General features: G+C 59.3%; 18 protein-coding genes. All 18 read right to left on the bottom strand.

What is annotated here, in order from left to right:
• Nucleotides 1-155: 155 nt before the first annotated feature.
• The 18 genes from H8709_RS10070 to H8709_RS09985 all read right to left on the bottom strand — a co-directional run bounded on the left by H8709_RS10070 (nucleotide 156) and on the right by H8709_RS09985 (nucleotide 20,892).
• A complete protein-coding gene (locus tag H8709_RS10070; protein ID WP_262398250.1) occupies nucleotides 156-821 on the bottom strand; it encodes a DUF6320 domain-containing protein in 666 nt (221 codons plus the stop codon).
• Nucleotides 818-2,110, bottom strand: a complete 1,293-nt coding sequence (locus H8709_RS10065) for a hypothetical protein (RefSeq protein WP_262398249.1) — start codon at nucleotides 2,108-2,110, stop codon at nucleotides 818-820. Before H8709_RS10065 ends, H8709_RS10070 begins: the two co-directional genes overlap by 4 nt.
• Complete coding sequence (locus tag H8709_RS10060; protein ID WP_262398248.1) at nucleotides 2,107-3,039, bottom strand: alpha/beta hydrolase; 933 nt, start codon at nucleotides 3,037-3,039, stop codon at nucleotides 2,107-2,109. The genes H8709_RS10065 and H8709_RS10060 overlap by 4 nt, the downstream gene beginning before the upstream one ends.
• 570 nt (nucleotides 3,040-3,609) lie before the next feature.
• The gene (locus H8709_RS10055; protein WP_262398247.1) at nucleotides 3,610-4,845 is read right to left on the bottom strand and encodes a phenylacetate--CoA ligase family protein; all 1,236 of its coding nucleotides are present in this window, start codon (nucleotides 4,843-4,845) and stop codon (nucleotides 3,610-3,612) included.
• A 4-nt stretch (nucleotides 4,846-4,849) separates the two neighbouring features.
• Nucleotides 4,850-5,440, bottom strand: a complete 591-nt coding sequence (locus H8709_RS10050) for an indolepyruvate oxidoreductase subunit beta (RefSeq protein ID WP_262398246.1) — start codon at nucleotides 5,438-5,440, stop codon at nucleotides 4,850-4,852.
• Entirely contained in the window at nucleotides 5,437-7,251 is a 1,815-nt protein-coding gene (gene iorA / locus H8709_RS10045) for an indolepyruvate ferredoxin oxidoreductase subunit alpha (RefSeq protein ID WP_262398245.1), read from the bottom strand. Before iorA ends, H8709_RS10050 begins: the two co-directional genes overlap by 4 nt.
• A gap of 711 nt (nucleotides 7,252-7,962) precedes the next feature.
• Complete coding sequence (locus tag H8709_RS10040) at nucleotides 7,963-8,814, bottom strand: DMT family transporter (RefSeq protein ID WP_262398244.1); 852 nt, start codon at nucleotides 8,812-8,814, stop codon at nucleotides 7,963-7,965.
• 91 nt (nucleotides 8,815-8,905) lie between these two features.
• Complete coding sequence (locus H8709_RS10035) at nucleotides 8,906-9,811, bottom strand: DMT family transporter (protein ID WP_262398243.1); 906 nt, start codon at nucleotides 9,809-9,811, stop codon at nucleotides 8,906-8,908.
• A gap of 214 nt (nucleotides 9,812-10,025) precedes the next feature.
• Nucleotides 10,026-11,168 carry a bifunctional chorismate mutase/prephenate dehydratase gene (locus H8709_RS10030; protein ID WP_262398242.1) on the bottom strand — a complete coding sequence of 381 codons (1,143 nt, stop codon included), beginning with the start codon at nucleotides 11,166-11,168 and terminating at the stop codon, nucleotides 10,026-10,028.
• 5 nt (nucleotides 11,169-11,173) lie between these two features.
• On the bottom strand, nucleotides 11,174-12,283 hold the full coding sequence (gene aroC, locus H8709_RS10025; protein ID WP_262398241.1) for a chorismate synthase: 1,110 nt from the start codon (nucleotides 12,281-12,283) through the stop codon (nucleotides 11,174-11,176).
• Nucleotides 12,267-13,535, bottom strand: a complete 1,269-nt coding sequence (aroA, locus tag H8709_RS10020; RefSeq protein WP_262398240.1) for a 3-phosphoshikimate 1-carboxyvinyltransferase — start codon at nucleotides 13,533-13,535, stop codon at nucleotides 12,267-12,269. Before aroA ends, aroC begins: the two co-directional genes overlap by 17 nt.
• A gap of 4 nt (nucleotides 13,536-13,539) precedes the next feature.
• Nucleotides 13,540-14,595, bottom strand: coding sequence for a 3-dehydroquinate synthase (aroB, locus tag H8709_RS10015; protein ID WP_262398239.1), 1,056 nt, complete (start codon nucleotides 14,593-14,595; stop codon nucleotides 13,540-13,542).
• Entirely contained in the window at nucleotides 14,592-15,419 is an 828-nt protein-coding gene (locus H8709_RS10010) for a prephenate dehydrogenase (RefSeq protein ID WP_262398238.1), read from the bottom strand. Before H8709_RS10010 ends, aroB begins: the two co-directional genes overlap by 4 nt.
• 3 nt (nucleotides 15,420-15,422) lie before the next feature.
• Complete coding sequence (aroF, locus tag H8709_RS10005; protein ID WP_262398237.1) at nucleotides 15,423-16,436, bottom strand: 3-deoxy-7-phosphoheptulonate synthase; 1,014 nt, start codon at nucleotides 16,434-16,436, stop codon at nucleotides 15,423-15,425.
• Between the two features lie 638 nt (nucleotides 16,437-17,074).
• Nucleotides 17,075-17,755, bottom strand: coding sequence for a transaldolase family protein (locus H8709_RS10000; RefSeq protein ID WP_262398236.1), 681 nt, complete (start codon nucleotides 17,753-17,755; stop codon nucleotides 17,075-17,077).
• Nucleotides 17,756-18,080: 325 nt separating this feature from the next.
• Nucleotides 18,081-18,467, bottom strand: a complete 387-nt coding sequence (locus H8709_RS09995) for a hypothetical protein (protein WP_262398235.1) — start codon at nucleotides 18,465-18,467, stop codon at nucleotides 18,081-18,083.
• On the bottom strand, nucleotides 18,464-18,826 hold the full coding sequence (locus H8709_RS09990) for a PqqD family protein (protein ID WP_262398234.1): 363 nt from the start codon (nucleotides 18,824-18,826) through the stop codon (nucleotides 18,464-18,466). Before H8709_RS09990 ends, H8709_RS09995 begins: the two co-directional genes overlap by 4 nt.
• Before the next feature lie 122 nt (nucleotides 18,827-18,948).
• Nucleotides 18,949-20,892: an OPT family oligopeptide transporter gene (locus H8709_RS09985; protein WP_262398233.1), complete on the bottom strand. Its 1,944-nt coding sequence runs from the start codon at nucleotides 20,890-20,892 to the stop codon at nucleotides 18,949-18,951.
• Between the last annotated feature and the right edge of the window lie 15 nt (nucleotides 20,893-20,907).

The following is a 20,907-nucleotide window of genomic DNA, read 5'->3' as shown; positions in this document are numbered from 1 at the left end:
GAGATCCATATTGACTTATTATATCTCAATTTTGCTGAGGCTTCCATCGTTTTTACCAAATTTCCCATGTTTCTAGCCATTTCAACAGAAATATGCGAAAACCGGGACGATTCCAAAGGAATGTCCCGGTAAAAAAACGAAAAAAGGGGCTATTTTTACAAGTGAAGCCGGCGCTTGAGCTCGGTGAGCATGTTGTGCCCTTCAAAGATGAGCAGCGCTGCCAGGGAAATGACGCTTCCCGCCGCGCAGATAATGGAGGGATAGGGCACGCCCACCAGCCCAGTCCAGACAAAGATGACTGGAAGGATGCCGAAAAAGGCGTCGAGGACGAAATAGATCATCTGATCGACGATGGGCAGATGCATCACCCGGGCAATGGCTGCCATGGCAATCATGGCGGCGACACAGACAATGGGAAAGACATAATCTAACGACCAGCCGTGCCACCCGGTCCCCAGATCCCAAAGGATAGCCAGAATGCTGATGATGACCACCTGATAGAGGATATTCTTGGAGATGTTGCTGCGCTTGTGCAGGGCGATGGCGAAGCTCACCCAAAAGCACAGGATGCCCGCGGCCACAAAGAGAGACCAGTAGCCGCTGTGGGGAATCAGGAGATTGACCGTGACCGAGATGACCACCGCCACAATGGAGCCGAAGATGAGCAATTGGAAAAAGAGGCTGTTTTGACGGAAGAGGGTGGGAACGGCGGGAAAGACCGGCACGTTTTCACTTCCCAAATCCCGCAGCTGGTTTTGACAAAGAGGGCAGTGGGTTTGGACCCCCTCCACCTGGAGCTTGCATTTATCGCAGTACTTCATCCCTTCACCTCCCCGCTGTCGTCCGGATCCACTTCGTTTGCCGCAATAGTCACCGGGATGCCCATCCCAGTGAGGGTGCGGAAGAATCGGCGCTGTACGTCGGTACTGACAAAGGCGGAGGAAAAGCTCATGGTCAGGTTTTCCTCAAAGGAGCAGACACAAATCTGCAAGATATCGGTGCTGGCAAAGACGTCGAAAAGCCGGATATAGGGGGTAAGTTCCCGAGGCATGGTGACCCGGCCGATATTGGAGAGGGAGGCGGTGATCTCCTTGGCCGCAAAGTCGTCGGCGATACGCAGCACCACGTCTTTGAGGGCCAAGGGCACCAGACGCACCAGAAAATTGTGTTCAATGGCGGCTAGCATGTTGATGCGCTCGCTCAGCTTTTCGTGGGTGAGCATCTGGGCAAAGCCGCGCTCGAGATGCTCCACCACGTCGGCAAATTCACCGCTGCCGCTGCGAAAGTCGTAGCCGACGTTAATGACGCTGAAGAAATTCCGGGCCGACTGGGAGTCGAAGTATTTGCGGAGGTTGACAGGCACCGTCAGGACGGCCGGGCGCTTTTTGTCCCGGACCGCCATCTCCTCCCCGATGGCGCAAAGAAGGACCGCTCCCAGAAAGACGGTCAGGGTAGCGTGATTTTCGTGGGCTTTGCGGAGGACGTCCTTAACCGGGGCCACCCCTTCGATGATGCGCAACCGGTTTTCCGAGAGCCGGGGTCCCCGCAGCTGGTGGGCCCATTGGGTCCGGTGGCGCTCCTGCCGTCCCTCCCGGTTATAGTATTTGGCGAAACTGTCCGCCGACTGCTGGGAGGCCGAGGCGTCGTAGTCCATGGCGGGCACGGCGGCGCCCAGGGTGTCCCCGTGTTTATGGATGAGATAATGGTAGACGAGCACCCGCAAAAATTCCATGGCACCCGTGCCGTCGGAGAGGGCGTGAAATACCTCCAAGGAGATGCGGTTGCGATAATAGGTCACTTCAAAGAGAAGGCCCTTCCGGTTGGCGTCATAGAGGGGGCCCAAAGGCGGCTTTGCCTCCAGCTTGACCAGCGGCTTTTGAGAACAGGGCTCCAGATAATACCAAAAGAGCCCCCGGGTCATCATGGACTGGTAGAGGGGAAAGTGGGTCATGGTTTCGTCCAGCGCTTGTTGCAGGACGATGGGGTCCACCAGTTCATAGAGCTCACAGGCAAAGCGGAACACTTTGGTGTCCCGCTTGGTAGTGGTGGAAGGGAAAATTTTGGCCGCGTTATCCAGGCGGCTCCAAGTGTTGGACTTTCGTTGCTTCACTTTTTCGGCACCTCGCTTAAAAAGCGGTTGATATATTCGTAGACCTGCCGCACCTGGGGAAATGCGGGGGGCAGGGAGAAAAAGCCGTGGAGAGCGTCTTCAATGCGGTGGAGCTCCACCCGGTTGCCGTTTTCCCACAGCCGCTGGCCATAGGTTTCCCCCTCGTCACGCAGCGGGTCATATTCCGCCGTGATGATGAGGGTGCGGGGCTGGCGGGAGAAGTCCTCGGCCATCAGCGGCGCGAAGTAGGGGTTCTGCCGGTCGTCGGGGGAGCTTTGGTAAAGCTCCACATAGTCGCAGATGCGCTTGGCGGTGAGAAGATAGTCATTCCCGTTTTCATGCACCGAGAGGAAAGGGGAGGTCTCGCTGTGGTCGTAGTAGGTGGCCGGGTAGATGAGAATCTGCCGCTGGGGAAAGAATTCTCCCCGGTCCCGTGCCATTAGGGAGACGGCCGCCGCCAGGTTGGCACCGGCACTGTCCCCAATGAGGGTGATTTGGTCGGCACGGGTGCAGAGCAGCCCCTCATTTAAAAACAGCTCCCTGGCCACCTGGTAGCAGTCGTGAAGCCCACAGGGGAACTTGTGTTCCGGAGCCAGACGGTAGTTGACCGAAACCACGGTGTGGCCGGTGATTCTGGCCATGTTGGCGCAGACCTTGTTGTAGCTGTCGATGTTGCCGATGACCCAGCCGCCGCCGTGGAAGAAGAGGAGGATGGGATGGTCCAGGTCGTCCTCGGGGGAGAAAATCCGCACCGGTATGGCGTGATCGTCCAGCATCACCTTGTGGTCCCAGGATTTGTACAGGGGCTTTAACACGTGATAGTGGGTTAGATTCTCCACCTGCCGGGCGATCTTATAGTTCTTTTTCAGGTTGATGTCCGGATAGGACAGGGCCTTGAGCGCGGCCAGCATCACCTTGTTGATGGCCATAGGGGCATCCTCCTCCCTGGCGGCACTATGAAAAGCGCCGCGGTTGGCCGCCGCGATGGGCGGCGGGCAGACGGAGTTCCCCATCCTGCCCGTAAAAGGAGCATGGACGGAAAAGGGTGGGAAACATGCAAAGTATTAGAAATATTGTAGCATTATTCCCTTCCCGCCGCAACCGGGAGGGGGAGGAAAGATAAAAGTTCACAAAGGCGGGGATTCGTCTTTTTTTAGCCCCTTCGGGATAAAAAATGTTGGAATCGAGCGGATAGCGGTCTTCTGCGTACAGCTTCTGTCCCCCTTTGTGCTTTCCTCGATGGGCTCGGGGAGAAAAAAGCCAAGGACGATTTTGGTCCGCTTTGTGTCTGGTGCGTCGCTTCCCCCCGCTGGCCCCCGCCCTCCGAAGCGTTCACATTGGGGGTGTACGCAAAAAGCCGGTAAGACGGTTTCGGTCCTCCCGATTCCGGCGCGGCGGGCTCCGCCCGTGGGCTCGGATCATGTCCTGTAAAGCGCCGACGCGGATAATGGCGCAAAAAAAGGAGCCGGAAAATCCGGCTCCTCTCAGACAAAGGAAAATTAATATCGGTTATCAAAGATGCGGGTGGACTTTTTCTCACTGCGGGGAAGGTCGCCGATTTCCACCGGCTTGCAGGCGATGGAGATGCCGATTTTTTCCTTGAAGCGGAACTTGATGCCCCGTTCCAGCTCCCCCTTGTCCACGCCGGGATTCGTTTCCACAAACAAGGTCAGGATGTCCCGGCCGCCCAGGTGGTCGATCATCACCTGATACTCGCTGGAAGCGCCCTCCACCGTGCCCAGCAGCTCGTCGATCTGGCTGGGGAAGATGTTGACGCCCTTGACCTTGATCATGTCGTCGGTGCGCCCGATGAGGGTGTCGATGCGGGGATAGGAGAGTCCGCAGGGGCAGTCGCCGGAGAGGAAGCGGGTCAGGTCGTGGGTGCGGTACCGGATGAGGGGGGCCCCCTCCTTGCGCAGGGTGGTGATCACTAATTCACCGATCTCCCCGTCGGGGACGATCTCACCGGTTTTAGGGTCGACGATCTCGCAATAGATGTAGTCGTTCCAGTAGTGCATGCCGCACTCGTAGTCACAGCTCATGCCGATGCCAGGGCCGTAGACCTCGGTCAGACCATAGATGTCGTAGAGCTGCACACCCAGCTCCGCCGCGATGCGCTTGCGCATCTTTTCGCCCCAGCGCTCCGAGCCGATAATGCCCTTTTTCAGATGAATTTGGTCGGTGATGCCCCGCTTGGCGATTTCCTCTGCCAACAGCAGCGCGTAGGAGGAGGTGGCGCATAGGACGGTGGCTTTGAGGTCCTGCATCATCCGCAACTGCTTGTCGGTGTTGCCGGGGCCCATGGGGATGACCATGCATCCGAGGAGCTCCGCGCCGGTCTGAAAGCCGATGCCCGCCGTCCACAGTCCGTAGCCCGGGGTGATCTGGACCCGGTCGAGGGGGGTGAGGCCCGCCGTTTCATAGCAGCGCTTAAACATAATGGCCCAGTCCTCGATGTCCCGGCGGGTATAGGGGATGATGACCGGGGTGCCGGTGGTGCCGGAGGAGGAGTGGATGCGGACAATCTCGCTATCCGGGACCGCCTGGAGTCCCAGGGGATAGGCCTCTCTGAGGTCGCCCTTCCAGGAGAAGGGGAGTCTCTCAAAGTCCTCCTGGGATTGGATGGCCTCGATGTCGATGCCCTCGAATTTTTTTTGATAAAAGCCGCCGGGGATGGAGGTGAGCTTTCGCAGCTGCTGCTTAATCAGTTCGAATTGCGCTTCTTTCATTCTCATGGCTTTATTCTCCTAAAACGGCCTTGGCGCCGAGACGCAGGGCCTCTAAATTCATAGGGAGGAACTTTTCCGGCAGCCGCTTTCTCAGGGCCCCTTCCATTTCCTCCAGGGTGAGGCCCAGCGCGCCGGTGGCCGCCGCGGCTCCTAAGAGGGCCACGTTGAGCACTTTGGCGCTGCCGCACTTTTCACAGATGGCGGCCGTGTCCACTATAACGGCGTGCCCGGCGTGGTCTTGAAGGAAGGAAAGCATCTCCTGGGCGGAGTAATCGTTGCCGCCCAGGGCCGCCGTGACGGGTTTGACCTCCTTGGCGCTGACCACCACGGTGCCGCCCTCCTTAAGATAGGGCAGGCAGCGGACGGCCTCGGCCGGTTCAAAGCCCAGGATTAAATCCGCGCCTCCCAAGGGAATCATGGGGGAGTGGATGTCCTCGCCGATGCGGACGTGGCTAACCACACAGCCGCCCCGCTGGGCCATGCCGATGGTTTCGGCGGTGCGGGCAAAGAGGCCCTTTTGCATGGCCGACAGGGCGATCAGTTTGGAAGCGAGGACGGTTCCTTGACCGCCCACGCCGGACAACATGGCGCTGATGTTCATCTTGCCTCACCTCCCATTTTTTCGATGGCGCCGCAGGGACAGACCTGGGCGCAGATGGAACAACCATAGCAAAGGCTGGGCTCGATGGCCGCCTTCCCCTCCTGCCAGACCACGGCGGGGCACCCCAGCTCCCGGATGCACTTTTTGCACCCGATGCACTTTTCTTTGTCCACCACAAACCCGGCAGCGGGCTTTGTCACCGCGATGCAGGGGGAACGGAAGATGACCGCGGAGACGCCCTTGACGCCGGCGGCCTCCCTGACGGCGTTTTCCGCTTCCTTCAGGTTCAGAGGGTCGGCGGTGAGGACCCGGCTGACCCCAATGGCGGTGAGGACCTTCTCGATGCTGATCTTGTCGCTGATATTGCCCATCATGGTCCGGCCGGTGCCGGGGTGGGGCTGTTGTCCGGTCATGGCGGTGGTGGAGTTATCCAGCACGATGAGCACGATGTCGGTCTGGTTGTAAACGGCGTTGACCACCCCGGTCATGCCCGAGGCAAAGAAGGTAGAGTCGCCGATAAAAGCGAAGTTGACCGCGTCCGGTTCGATGCGGTGGAGCCCCTGGGCGATGGTCACGTCGGCGCCCATGCAAAGGCAGGTGTCCACCATGTGAAGCGGCGCGGCGTTGCCCAGGGTATAGCAGCCGATGTCCCCCGAGAAGACTGCCTTGCGGCCCTTCATGGCCTGCTTGACGGCGTAGAAGGAAGCCCGGTGAGGGCATCCGGCGCACAGGACCGGCGGCCGCACCGGCAGGGAGGGGAGCTCCAGGACGGTGCCCTCCGGCTGGGGCAAATCCAAAAAGCCAATGAGGGCCCGGCGGACCGATTCCACCGAGTTTTCCCCGGCGTTTTGGTTGTCGCCGGTGAGTTTGCCGCGGATATGTACATTCAGGTGGTGCTTACCGCACAGATAGACGAGCTCCCGCTCGATGACGGGATCCAGTTCCTCGATCACCAGCACCTCGTCCAGCCCGTCGAGAAACTCGAGCGCCAGGGCTTCCGGGAAGGGGTGGGGCGTCCCCACTTTGAGCAGGCGCACGCCGGTGTCCCCCAGTGCCTCCCGGGTGTATTCGTAGCTGACGCCGCCCGAGGCAACTCCCAGGCGAAGGCGTTCCTCCTCCACTTTCCCGGTTACTTCGATGCGGTTATAGGGGCTCTGGGAGAGGGCCTCCCCCATCCGGGGCAGGGCGGCCTCAATTTCCCCATGCCGCTGTAAGGAGAGCCGGGGGAAGATGACCCACCTTGGGTCCTTGACAAAGCCTTCCGGCTCTTTTTTCTCCAGGGGCGCCTTCTCCTCGATGGTGGCGCAGCCGTGGCATACGCGGGTGGTGGGGCGCAAGAAGACCGGCGTGCCGTATTCCTCCGAGAGGGCAAAAGCATTTTCCACCATGTCGTAGGCCTCCTCCGGGGAACTGGGGTCAAAGACCGGCACCTTGGCGAAGCGGGCGAAGTGGCGGGTGTCTTGCTCGGTTTGGGAGGAGATGGGGCCGGGGTCGTCGGCGACCACGATGACCATCCCCCCCTTGACGCCGATGTAGGCAAGACTCATCAGCGGGTCGGAGGCCACGTTGAGGCCCACCTGCTTCATGGTCACCATTGCCCGGGCCCCCGCGTAGGCGGCCCCCGCCGCGGCCTCGAGGGCGGCCTTTTCGTTGACGGACCATTCTACATAAATATCGCCAGGATTGTGCTTGGCGATGGTTTCGAGTATTTCAGTTGACGGCGTTCCGGGATAACCGGATACAAAGCGCACCCCCGCGGCGATGGCCGCAAGGCCGATGGCTTCGTTGCCCATTAGGAACTGCTTGTTCAAGTGGCATCCTCCCATTCCAAAAGTGATCTATGTGCTATTATACACGGATTTTTCTTCCCTTTCAAATAAAAAAAGCTGCCGATGCCGGGCACGCCGCTTCGGTTGGCAGGGCGTCTAAAAAAGCCGCCGGACACCGGCGGCTTTTTTCGCGCATGAGGGACGGAGCGCAAAAGCGCGGATGTCCCCGCGTATCATGCCCGACAGTGGAGCTGTCGAGCAAGCCGCCGGACACCGGCGGCTTTTTTCGCGCATGAGGGACGGAGCGCAGGGGCGCGGATGTCCCCGCGTATCATGCCCGACAGCAGAGCCGTCGGGCAAAGCCGCCGGACACCGGCGGCTTTTTTCGCGCATGAGGGACGGAGCGCAGGGGCGCGGATGTCCCCGTGTATCATGCCCGACAGTGGAGCTTTCGCGCATGAGGGACGGAGCGCAGGGGCGCGGATGTCCCCGTGTATCATGCCCGACAGTGGAGCTGTCGAGCAAGCCGCCGGACACCGGCGGCTTTTTTCGCGCATGGGGGACGGAGCGCAGGGGCGCGGATGTCCCTGCGTATCATGCCCGACAGTGGAGCTGTCGAGCAAGCCGCCGGACACCGGCGGCTTTTTTCGCGCATGAGGGACGGAGCGCAGGGGCGCGGATGTCCCTGCGTATCATGCCCGACAATGGAGCTGTCGGGCAAAGCCGCCGGACACCGGCGGCTTTTTGTAGCGGCTACTCCTGCGCCGCTTTCTGAGCGGCCCGGGCGTTGGAGATGCTGTAAAGGGAGATAACTAGCATGACCAGAATGGCGCCTGCCAGCGCGTATTTTCCCGGCGCTTCCCCCACAAAGAGGAAGACCCAGATGGGGGTGAGGATGGGCTCGATCATGGTGGCCACCGAGGCGTTGAGGGCGCTGCACCGCTGGATGGCCAGACCGTAGAGGATATAGGGGACGCCTAGATGAACACTGCCCATCATGACGACCGCCACTGCGCCCAGAGCGGTGATATGGGGCGGATAGAGAAAATAGAAGGGGATGCCGATGAGGGCCGAAAAGACACAACCCCAAAAGACGATGTGGAGGGGATTTTGCTTAGTGCGGTTATTGTAGAGAAAGGAGATGCCGAAAAGAATGCCCCCGCAGATACCCAGGACATTGCCCAGTAGACTCCCCGCCGCCACCTTGTCGATAAAAAAGAGGGTGACGCCCAGGATGGAGAAGATGACCACCAGCACATCCTTGCCCCGGACCTTTTGATGGAAAAAGATGGCGGAGATGATCAGCACATAGACCGGGCTCATGTACTGGAGGATGATGGCGTTGGCCGCCGTCGTCAGACTCAGGGCGGCGACGGTGACGGTCATGACCGAAGCCATGATGAGGCCGCCGAGAATAGTTCCCTTGTTGACGGCGATTTTGTCTTTTTTGATCTTAAAATAAATAAATAGGGTGAGGGCCGCGAAGACGCACCGGGAGGAATTGATGATGATGGGATGAAAGTCCACCAGCTTAATCCAGGTGCCCGCGAAGCTCCACATGGCGGCGCAGACGACCAGCAAAATGGTGGCCTGGCCCTGGCCCATTTGGCGTTTTTGTGGGGTTTGAAGTGTTGTGGTCAATAGGATTCCCAGCCTTTCTGTTGATAAATGGAATAACAAACGGATGCATGCGCCGCTACCCGGCGTTCTCGGGCGCCGGAGCCTTCGCTTTCTGAGCGGCCCGGGCATTGGAAATGCTGTAAAGGGAGATGGTTAGCAGCACCAAAACAGCGCCATACAGGGCGAATTGACCCGGCTTTTCTTTGACTAGCAGCAGGGCCCAGACGGGGGTGAGGATGGGCTCCACCATGGTGGCGATGGAAGCGGTCAGGGCGCTGCATCGCTGGATAGACATGCTGTACAGGATATAGGGGATGCCCAGATTGACGACGCCCATGGCCACGATGGCCGTTCCGCTAGCCGGGGTGAAGTGGGGCGGATAGACAAAGTAAAACGGAATTCCCACTAGGGCGGAGAAGATGCAGGCAAAGAAAATGATGTGCAGCGGGTTTTGGGTGGTGTGGTTATTGTAGAGGAAGGAGAGGGCGAAGAGCATACCCAAAAAGACCGCCAGAATATTGCCCCAAAGATTGCCCGCCTCCACCTTGTCGATGAAGAACAGCGCCACACCCAAAATGGAGAAGACGACCACCAAAATGTCCTTAAGGCGGGCTTTCTGCTTAAAGAAGAGGACCGAAACGATGAGGACATAGATGGGGCTGACGTACTGAAGGATGATGGCGTTGGCCGCCGTGGTCATCCGAAACGCACAGGCCGAGACGACCATCATGGAGGTCATGATCAGCCCGCCAATGATAGTTTCCTTGTTGACGGCGATCTTTTCCTTTTTGTATCGGGAGTAGAGGTAGAGGGTGAGGGCGGTGAAAATACAACGGGCGGAGTTGGTAACAATCGGATGAAAGTCCACCAGCTTAATCCAGGTGCCGTTAAAGCTCCACATGGCGGCGCAGATCACTAACAAAACGGTGGCCTTTCCGGGGCTGAGCTGTTTGTTTGGTGCGGTTTGAGAGAGAGTTGGCATAAATTCCCCTCCAGAACGAAGATATTGTAACGATTTTCTAAACTTTAGTATACCAGAATTCACAAAAAGAACCTATCCGGCAAATGCGCTAAAAAAAACAATGATTTTTCTGCGCGCAACTAGTTGCAGTTTTTACGCGGTTTGTTTTCGTCGCCGCCGGGCGCAAAAAAAGCCGCCGGAAAGAGTCCGGCGGCGGTAAAAACAGAGGGAATATTTAACGGCAGTGCTCGTGGAAGTTGCCCAAAAAGGAGAAATATTCCAGCTGCTGGTCCAGCTGGTGGAGGAGAGAGAGGACTTTGTCGTCCAGGATGGAGCCTTCAAAATCGAAGTAGAACCGAAACTCAAAGTCGCGGCCCGGGATGGGGCGGGATTCGAGCTTTGTCAGGTTGAGGCCCAGCACCGCAAAGCGGGTGATGACATGGTAGAGGGAACCCGCCCGGTGGGGGAGGACCAGGCTCAAGCTAATCTTGTCCGCGTCGGCAGTCCTGACAAAATCCTTGGTGATGATGATAAAACGGGTAAAGTTAAAGTCATTGTCCTGTACGTTTTCTTTGAGGATTTTTAGGCCGTAGAGCTCCGCCGTCTCCTTGGAGGAGATGGCGGCCAGGGTGCCGTCGGTCGATTTGGACACAAACTCCGCCGCCGCCGCCGTGTTGGAGAAAACCTCCGGCTCTAAGTGGGGGTGCTCGTCAAAGAGGCGGCGGCACTGGTTGATGCCCTGCTCATGGGAGTAGACCTTGGTAATCTTACCGATGTCCATGGAGTCCTTGGCCACCAGGCAGTGGTCGATGCGGAGCTTGAGAGCCGCGGCGATGGAAAAATCGTGGGCTTTCATCAGGTCGTAGACCTCCCCGACGCTGCCCGCCGAGGAGTTTTCAATGGGCAGGACCCCGAAGTCGATTTCCCCTTGGTCCACCGCGTCGAAGACGTCGGCGAAGTGACGGTAGAAGCGCAGGTCCGGCTGGGGGAACATGCGGCGGGCGGCGATGGAGGAATAGGCCCCCATCACCCCCTGGCAGCCCACCCGGGCCGCCGACGGGAGGACAAAGGGCTCCTTGGCCCGGTCCCGGTAGGAGAGGAGCTTGGAATCGGGGGGCAGGTTCTGGGAATACTGACTGCCCTTGCTCACGTCCATGAGGGTGGTGAAGAGCACCCGGCTGGCCCCGGCCAGTTCGGGCCCCGCCAGCTTGGCCGCCCGGTCGAGGACCTCCTCTTCTCGTCCCGCGTGGAGGACCGGGATACTGTGTTCCCGCTTATACCGGGCGACCCCGTCCACCAGGGCCATCCGCGTTTTGAAAAGCTCGACGATCTGTCCGTCCACCTCGTCGATCTGTTGGCGAAGCTGTGTTAAATCCATGGGAATTACCGCCTTTCTTCTTCCAGCGTGGGCCGGGGGGCCAGATAGGCGTCCAAGAGGCCGAGCGCCAGCGCCGCCTCCACGCAGGGCACCGCCCGGGGGACGACGCAGGGGTCGTGCCGCCCGGTGATGGCGATCTTTTCGTCTTTGCCGCCGACAAAGTCCACCGTGTCCTGCTCCGACGCGATGGAGGGGGTGGGCTTGACCGCCACCCGGAAAATGAGGGGCATGCCCGACGAGATGCCGCCCAGGATGCCGCCGTGGTTGTTGGTCTTGGTTTTGACCATGCCGTTTTCGTCCATATAAAAGGGGTCGTTGTGCTCCCTGCCGGTCATGCCCGCGCAGTCAAAGCCGCTGCCGAACTCGATGCCCTTGACGGCGGGGATGCCGAAGACGATGCGGGAAATGACGTTTTCCAGCCCGTCGAACATGGGGGATCCGAGGCCCGGCCGCACCCCCACGGCGCAGCACTCGATGGTGCCGCCCAGGGAATTTTTGTCCTTGCGCGCTTCTTCCACGGCTTCCAGCATCTTGAGCTTGACGGGGCTCACGGTGACGGGGAACTCGGCCCCGCTGACCGCGCGCAGCTCTTTGGCCGAAATATCCACCGGGTCAAAGGCGTTGTCCCACACCCCGCCCAGGGAGAGGATGTGAGCGCCCACCGTGACGCCGAGACCCTCCAGGGCCTGGAGAGCCACAGCGCCCGCGAAGCACAGCGGGGCCGTCAGCCGCCCGGAGAAGTGGCCACCGCCCCGGTAGTCGTTTTGGCCGTGGTAGCGCAGAAAGCCGGTGAAGTCGGCGTGGCCCGGGCGGGCCTTGGCGCGCATCTCCTCGTAATCCTTGGAGCGGGTGTCGGTGTTGGCGATGAGGGCGCACAGCGGGGTGCCGGTGGTGTGCCCTTCAAAGAGCCCCGAGACCACCTGAGGCACGTCAGCCTCCCTCCGGGCGGTGGAATAGGACGCGGCCTGGGGAGCCCGCCGAGCCATAAAGGCGAGGACCCTGTCCATGTCGATGGGAAGACCGGCGGGAAGATTGTCCATGACCACGCCGATTTGTGGGCTGTGGGACTCGCCAAAGATGGAGACTTTAATGTTCTGGTCAATCACGGATGACATGACAGTTTCCTCCTAATGCTTGATAATCTTCAAAAAAGGCGCCGTAGGATTTTTCCACCGCCTGGGCTCCCCGGATGATGACAGGGCCCTCACAGCGCAGGGCCGCCACCGCCATGGCCATGACGATGCGGTGGTCGTTGCAGCCGTCCACCTCGCCGCCCAAAAGCCGGGGCTTGCCGGTGATCTTTAACCGGTCGGACCCTTCCTCCACCTGAGCGCCCAAGCGGCGCAGACAATCGGAGACGGCGGAGAGCCGGTCGCTCTCCTTGAGGCGAAGGCGTCCGGCGTTATAGATGGTGGTCTCACCCTCGCAGAAGGCGGCGGTGACAGCCAAAACGGGGACCAGGTCGGGAATCTGAGACGCGTCGATGTCGATTCCCCGCAGCGGCCCCGATTGGACCCGCACGCCGTCCGTTTCCCACGTTACCTTCGCGCCCATCCGCTCTAAAAGGGGGAAAATGTCCCGATCCCCCTGGAGGGAGGCGGGATCAAGGCCCGTGGTGAGCACGGCGCCGCCCAAAGCGGCCCCGCAGGCGAAGAAGGCCGCGTTTGAATAGTCCCCCTCCACCGCACAGTCCCGGGGCTCATAGCGCTGATTTCCCCGGACGGCATATCCCTGGGACGTCTCAGTGACCTTGATGCCGAAGTCCCCGAGGGCCTTGACGGTCAGGTCGATGTAGGGCTTTGATTCCAGCGGGGTGGTGATCTCGACGACGCTGTCACCCTCCAGGAGGGGCAGGGCAAAGAGAAGCCCGGAAATATACTGGGAGCTCACATTGCCGGGGAGACGGAAATGTCCCGGTTTCAGGTATCCTGACATGGAAAGGGGGAGGGAGTCTCCGGAGAAGAAGACGCCGTGCTGGGAGAGGGCGTCGGTGAGGACGCCGATGGGACGGCTGGGGAGCCGCCCGCGGCCGGTGAAGGTGACGCTTTCTCCCAGCGCCGCCGCCACCGGGATGAGAAAGCGCAGGGTGGAGCCGGACTCATTGCAGTCGATGACGGGCAGTTCTCCGCCCCGAGAGGACGGCGGCGTAAAAGCCCCGGCCCGAACGGCCCCGCCGTCCCTGGTGAGCGAAAAGCCCATGGCGGAGAGAGCGTCCACGGTGGCGGAGATATCCGCCGAGAAGCGAAGGCCCGAGACGGTCCCGCCACCGGCCAAAGCCGCGCAGATCAGACTGCGGTGCCCCATACTCTTGGAGGGGACGGCCGAAGCCGTCCCGCGCAGGGTGGAGGCGCTTACCATAACATCCATCTTGTCACCCCTCGTTTCCCATAAATTCCTGGAGCCCCGCTAAAGACATTTTCCGCACCGCCGCGTGGCCGATGTCCTCAAGGATAATGAGGTTGAGGGTGTCCCCATCCATCTTCTTGTCGCTGCCGCACAGGGCACACAGCGAACCTGTCTCCAGCGGCACCGACACGGGCAGGCCGTGGCTTTGGATGGTGGAGCGGATGGCCTCGGCGTCGGAAATGGAGAGCAGGCCGTTTTTTGCGCAGGCGTCGGAAATGAGGACCATGCCCACCGCCACCGCCCGTCCGTGGGTGATGCCGGTAAAGTGGTAGGACTTTTCGATGGCGTGGCCCAGAGTGTGGCCGAAGTTTAAGATCATCCGCAGCCCCGTGTCAAATTCGTCCTCTTCCACCACTTGCTTTTTGATCTCGATGCAGCGGTAAACCACGTCGAAGAGATGCTCTTCCAACAGATGATTACGGAAGACGTCGAAGAGGTCGGCGTCGTAGATGAGGCCATATTTGATGGCCTCCGCCGTGCCGTCGGCAAAGATGTCCGGGGACAGGGTGGAGAGGGTGGCGATGTCGCACAGTACGAGGCTCGGCTGCCAGAAAGCGCCCACCAGGTTCTTGCCGCCGGGGATGTCCACGCCGGTTTTGCCGCCCACCGACGAGTCGATCTGGGCCAGAAAGGTGGTGGGAATCTGGACGAATTTGACCCCCCGCAGGTAGCAGGCGGCGGCAAAGCCGGTCAAGTCCCCCACCACGCCCCCGCCCAGCGCCACCAGCACGTCGGTGCGGGTAAAGCCCTCTTTGACGAGAAAGTCAAAGAGCTCGGAGACGGTGGACAAATTTTTCTGGGGCTCGCCGTGGGGGAAGACAAAAGTGACGACGGAAAATCCCGCGCCCTCCAAAGAGGAGACGACATTTTCCCCATAGAGGGGGAAGACCACGTCGTCCGAGACGACGCAGACCCGCTTGGGGGAAAGGACCTGTTTCAGATAATAGCCCGCGTCTGTTAACAGATTGCGGCCGATGAGGATGTCGTAGCCCCTCGACGCGCTGACATGGATTTTTTTCATTGGTCACATTCCTCCTTGATGATTCTGCCCTCTCTCAGCAGGTCGCGCAGGGCGTCCCGGTCCTCCCGGGCCAAGGCATCCCGGTACTGGGCGAGGTTTTGCAGCAGGGTGTCGAGCTCCGAGAGGAGGCTTTCCCGGTTGAGGAGGAACAAATCGCTCCACATCTCTTCGTTGAGCTTGGCCACCCGGGAGAGGTCCTTGTAGCTACCCGCCGAAAAGCCGTTATGCTTTGAGCAGCTGGGACTTTTGACATAGGCGTTGGAAATGACGTGGGGAAGCTGGGAGGTGAAGGCGATGATGCGGTCGTGGTCCGCCGGGGTGGTAACCACAAAATCGGTAAAGCCGATGGAGCGCACCAGGCTTTCCAGCGTGTCCACCGCGTATTGCGGTGCGTCCACGGGGGTGCAGATGTAGCTGGCGCCCACAAACAGGCTTTCCAAGGAGCCGTGGTAGCCGCAGACCTCCCGGCCCGCCATGGGATGGGAAGGAAGGTAAATGAACGGCAGTTCCATTTGGCTAAGAGCGTTTACCACATAGCCCTTGATGCCGCAGATGTCCGCCACAATGGAGCCTTTTTGGAAATGGGAGAGGTTTTCTTTGACAAAGGCCACCGTCTGGACGGGGAAGAGGCACAGGAAGGTGACCGCGCACTGGGAGAGAAAGGCGGGGTCCTCGTGGACCTCATCCACCGCGCCGTCGTGGAGCGCCGATTCCCGCACGGCGGGGTCCCTGTCGAGGCCCAGTACGGTGTGGGAGGTGTAGCGTTTGAGTGCCTTGGCAAAGGACGCGCCCATCAGGCCAAGGCCCACAATTCCGATTTTCATGTCCTACCCCATCTTTCTGCCGGTGTAGCCCACGAGCTGGGTCAGCGGCTGCATGATGGCGTCGAACTGGTCGGGGGTCAGGGACTGAGGACCGTCGGAGAGGGCCTTGGCGGGGTTATTGTGGACCTCGATGATCAGGCCGTCCGCGCCGCAGACCACCGCCGCCTTGGAGAGGGGCTCCACGAGCCAGGTGATGCCAGTGGCGTGGCTGGGATCCACCACCACGGGGAGGTGGGACTTCTTTTTGAGGATGGGGACGGCGGAGATGTCCAGGGTGTTGCGGGTGAAGGTCTCGAATGTGCGGATGCCCCGCTCGCAGAGGATGACGTTGGGGTTGCCGCCGGCCATGATGTATTCGGCGCTCATGAGAAGCTCCTCTAGGGTGTTGGCCAGGCCCCGTTTGAGGAGGATGGGCTTTTTCGATTTGCCCAGCTCCTTGAGCAGCTCGAAGTTCTGCATATTTCTGGCCCCCACCTGGATGACGTCCACATCCTCGAACAGGTCCAGATGGGCGATGCTCATGATCTCGGTGACGATGGGCATGCCGGTGATTTTTTTGGCTTCCAGCAAGTATTCGATGCCCTCGGCCTTGAGGCCCTGGAAGGCATAGGGGGAAGTCCTGGGTTTGAATGCGCCGCCCCGGAGCATGGTGGCGCCCGCCGCCTTGACGCGCTTTGCCACTTCCAGAATCTGCTCCTCACTCTCCACCGAGCAGGGCCCGGAAATCACGTGGAAGCGCTCGCCGCCTAGTTTGAGCGCGCCGATGTCGATGACGGAGTCGTCGGGATGAAATTTCCGGTTGGCGTTTTTATAGGGCTCCTGGACCCGGGTGACGTTTTCGACGATGTCCACCGCCCGGATGGAATCGATGTCGATCTTGGAAGTGTCGCCGACGAGTCCCAGAATGGTGGTGTGGGAGCCCTTGATGATGCTGGCCCTTACGCCCATCAGTTCCAGCCAGCCTAAGAGCTGGTCCACCTTTTTTTCTTCCGCGTGTTCTTTGAGAATGACTACCATGACATTACCCCCGTTATTTTTGTTTGAGCCGGCATACAAAAAGGCCGGTGCTTTCGTTACCAAAAGCACCGGCCTGTCTCATCCGATTGAATGACCCGGGATGCTATCCCGCGCATACAGCATTTGGCAACTTCATTTTTCCCAACGCAAAAAAGCCTGCGCTAAAGTAAAAGCCCAAGCTAAAAAAGAAAAAGTATTCTTTTGTCATTGCATTGACAGAAGAAGCCATGTTGTTTACCTCAAACATTCTGTGTGAAATACTATGTGTATGAGTTTAAACTGATCCCTAGGTTTTGTCAAGAAAATCGGAGGAATTTATCCGCGCCTGCCGCGAATTGTTGCATTATGGCCAAAAGTTTTCCGGGATATAAAAGATTTTACCGCCACATTGGAGAAGCGCCTCTCCGCCGCAAACGGAGGGACGCTTCTGATCAAACGGCAATACTATCCGCTAGGCCGCATGACGGTTTCCCCGCCTCTGTCCGTGTCGGGCGCGGACAATTGCCGGGGCTTAGACGCGGGACTTCCCGGCCCGTGGGGGTTAAAGCTCCCCGTGTGGCTATTTGAGCAGGTCGGAGACGCTCTTGCGCTGTCGACACCCTTGCGGTCCGTTTGTACGCGTCCAAGGGGACTCTCAGCTATTTGAGCAGGTCGGAGACGCTCTGGGCGCCAAATTTCGCCTTCCAGTCGGCGGCGAAGTTGCCCACGGCCAGATCGGTGTGGGGGTGGAAGAGGAGCTTGTGCATGATGGACGCGGTGACGGTGACGGTGTGCGCGCCGGCAAGCGCCACGCCCAGCACCTGGCTCACGCTGTCAAATCCGGCGGCCAGCATCTTGGTCGGGTAGCCGAAGTTTTCAAACAGGGTGAGAATTTCCGAGACGACGCCAGGGCCGTCGCACTGCATGTTGTCGATGGAGTTGACATAGGGCGCCACGTAGTCGGCTCCCGCCTTGGCGGCCAATAGCGCTTGCATGGGGGTAAAGATGGAGGTGGCGGTTACCCGGATGCCCGCCTTTTTGCACAGAGTCATGGCGCGGATGCCCTCGGGGGTGACGGGAATCTTAATATGAAAGCCCTTGCCCACGAATTTGTCCAAGGCTTTGGCCTGGGCGAGCATGCCCTCGCTCTCGGCGGCGGTGACCTGGACGTGGATTTCCATCTTGCCACCGGAAATTTCCATCAGACGGCGGAGGGTGGCGGGGACGTCGGAGCTATCCCGGGAGAGGATGGTGGGGTTGGTGGTGAATCCGTCGATGGGATAATACTGGATGATCTCTTCGATCTCGGCGAGATTGGCGGTATCGAGCAAAATTTTCATGGGAGCACCTCGCGTTTCCTTTGGATTTGCCCCCATCTTACCACACCCGAGGAGCGGAAGCAATGAAAGGACGGTGGGAACCATATTTTTGTGGGAAGCGACGAAATTGAGACGGTTTTCTTGGCGGCACAGACCTTTTTTTCGCCGCACCGCCGCCTGTGGGGGAGGGACGGGCCTTTCCTCCTTTTTCGGGTGAGCGGGGGAGACACCGCTCAGTGAACGGCGGCAGACGCCGGTTGTTTTATCCGCCTTGGCCGGGGCCAAACAGCGCCGTCCACAATAAAAGCGCCCGGAGAATCACTCCGGGCGCTTTCACACAATGCAGTTATTTTTTTCTAATCTTGAGTTTGACCATAGCGTCTTCAGTCAGGCGGTAGACGCGTCTGCCCTCCTCAAATTTAACAAGGAGGATATTTTGCTCAACCATCCGCGCAAGCAGGGTGTCGGCGAAGCTCTTGGCGTCCTGGATGACCACCCGGTTTTTGCTGTAAAACTGGGAAGCGCGCAGGCCCTTGAGTCTCTCTTCCAACTGCTGACGGGTCTGGCTGCCGTTTTTGGCAATGGCCTTGACCACCGCCTTTTCGCCCTTGACATAGAGCAGCTGCATCAGGTCCGCGTTTTGGCGCTGGGCCTTGATGAGCCCCCAGGTGTAGATAGCGGCGGCCGCCACAGCAAAGAGAAAGATATAAAAGATGATCCAGCCTATACTCATTTTGCCGCTCCCTCTTGATAGCTGATAAAGTCGTTGTCGCGGAGTATCTGGAAGTACTTGACCACCCGGTTCATCACCGGCTGGACCTCCTTGCCGAACTCCTGCTCGAGCAGCTGGGAGATCTCAAACACCGTCCGCTTGCCGTCGATACACTCCCAGATGAAGCTGCCGAATTTGTCCAGCTCGATCTTGCTCACCCGGGGCGTTTTGGCCAGCTTTTGGGCGAGGGTGGCGTAAAAGCCTTTGTGTTCGACCTCCACGATGACCAGGTTGTCCTCTTCCCGACGGTAGCTCGGAAACTTCGGATTTTTGACCGGCACATAATCCAGATAATTTTGCTTTTCTTTTTTTAAACGCATCGTTACCACATCCCAACATGATCAGTCTATACCGCTTAGAGCCGCTTTGTCAAACCCAAGAAAAAGGAGTGCTGCATTTTTATAAAACCCAGCACTCCCGTATCTCGGCTATTTACGCTTCATTATTCCGCTTTTTTCTTATCCTTATGCCAAAGGGTAAACTTGAGCATGATGAGGATGAGCAGCGCGAAGAAGAGGAGGCCGCCGATATTGCCCAGGGTGAATCCCGGGAAAATCCGGCCCAGATTGATGAAGTCTCCAAAGGAGCCGATGGCGCCCATGGGGATGACGGCAAAGACAGCCAGTAGGATGCCGATGATGCCCTCGCCCGCGATCATGCCGGAAGTATAGAGAATACCGCGGCTGATGATTTCTTTTTTGTGATGCTCTTCTGCCTCGTTTTTGGTTTTCTTTCTCTCAAAGAACCACCGGATGATACCACCGACCATGATGCCGGCGTTGAGGTGGAAGGGGAGATAGAGGCCCACGGCGAAGGGGAGCACCGGGATGCCCAGGATCTGCACGACGACGGCGATGCCGGCGCCGGCGATGACCAGGGTCCAGGGGAGGTTGGCGTTCATGACGCCCTCGACGACCATCTTGGCCAGCATGGCCTGCGGAGCGGGCAGCTCTGTGCCGCTGAAGCCCCAGGCCGCGTTGAGCAGATAGAGGACGCCGCCGATGGCGATGGCGGCAGCCACCACGCCGATGAGCTCGCCGTACTGCTGCTTCTTGGGCGTTGCGCCGACAATGTAGCCGGTGCTGAGGTCTTGGGAGGTATCGCCCGCGATGGCGGCGATGATGCAGATGACCGCGCCGATGGTGATGGCGCCGGTCATGCCGTCATGACCCACCATGCCGGTGGCCTTGAGAATCAAGGTGGCGATGAGCAGGGTGGCAATGGTCATACCGGAAACGGGGTTATTGCTGCTTCCCACTAAGCCCACCAGACGGGAGGACACGGTGGCGAAGAAGAAGCCAAAGATGACGATGATGAGCGCGCCGATGATGTTGACGGGGATGGCCGGGAGCAGCCAGATGATGAGCGCGACGATGAGCACCACAATGAGGATGACCTGCATGGGGATGTCGCTGTCAGTGCGCAGGTTGCTCTTGGCGTCGCCCTTGCTGGCCTTGAGGCCCTTCATGGCGTGCTTAAAGGTGTCCCCGATCATGGGCAGGGATTTAACGAGGCTCATGATACCGCCCATGGCCACGGCGCCCGCGCCGATATAGCGGATATAGCTGCCCCACAGGTCGCTGGACCCCATCGTGCTGATGGGCACGGTGGCCGGGAACATGACCATATCGCCGCCGAAGAGGCTGATCATGGGCATGAGCACGAGCCAGGAGACGATGCCGCCGGCGAACATGTAAGACGAGATCTTGGGCCCGCAGATGTAGCCCACGCCGAGCAGTGCCGGCAGGACATCCACGCCGATGCCGGCGCCCTTGTAGGGTGTGATTTCATAGTGGACTTCACTGGGGAAGAGCTTAAAGCCGTCGGTAATCAGCTTGTAAGCCGCCGCGATTCCAAGACCGGCAAACACAGTGGAGGCTTTGGAACCGCCCTCTTCACCGGCCAAGAGGACTTCGGCACAGGCCTGTCCTTCCGGGAAGGGGAGCACGCCGTGCTCTTTGACGATGATGGCTTTGCGCAGGGGAATCATGAACATGATGCCCAGCACACCGCCGCACAGCGCGATGATGGTGATGGTGATTAAGGAAGGCGAGCCCTCGCCCCACTCCTGCATCCACATAAAGAGGGCGGGAAGGGTGAAGATGGCGCCTGCGGCCAGGGACTCACCGGCGGAGCCGATGGTCTGGACCATGTTGTTTTCCAGGATGGAATCCTTGCGCATAATCACGCGGATGACACCCATGGAAATAACCGCCGCCGGAATGGAAGCTGACACCGTCAAACCGACGCGCAGTCCCAGATAGGCATTGGCTGCTCCAAACACGACGGCCAGAATAATACCAAGAATAATCGAGGTAGCAGTAAATTCCGGCATCACCTTGTCCGCTGGGACAAAGGGCTTGAAGCTGCTTTTCGGGTTCTCCATAATTTCCACTCCTTT

The organism is Zongyangia hominis, from assembly GCF_014385095.1.
In the GTDB taxonomy this organism is placed as follows: Bacteria; Bacillota; Clostridia; order Oscillospirales; family Ruminococcaceae; genus Zongyangia; species Zongyangia hominis.
Note: the sequence above shows the minus strand (reverse complement) of the source record. Positions and strands in the feature narration are given on the sequence as shown.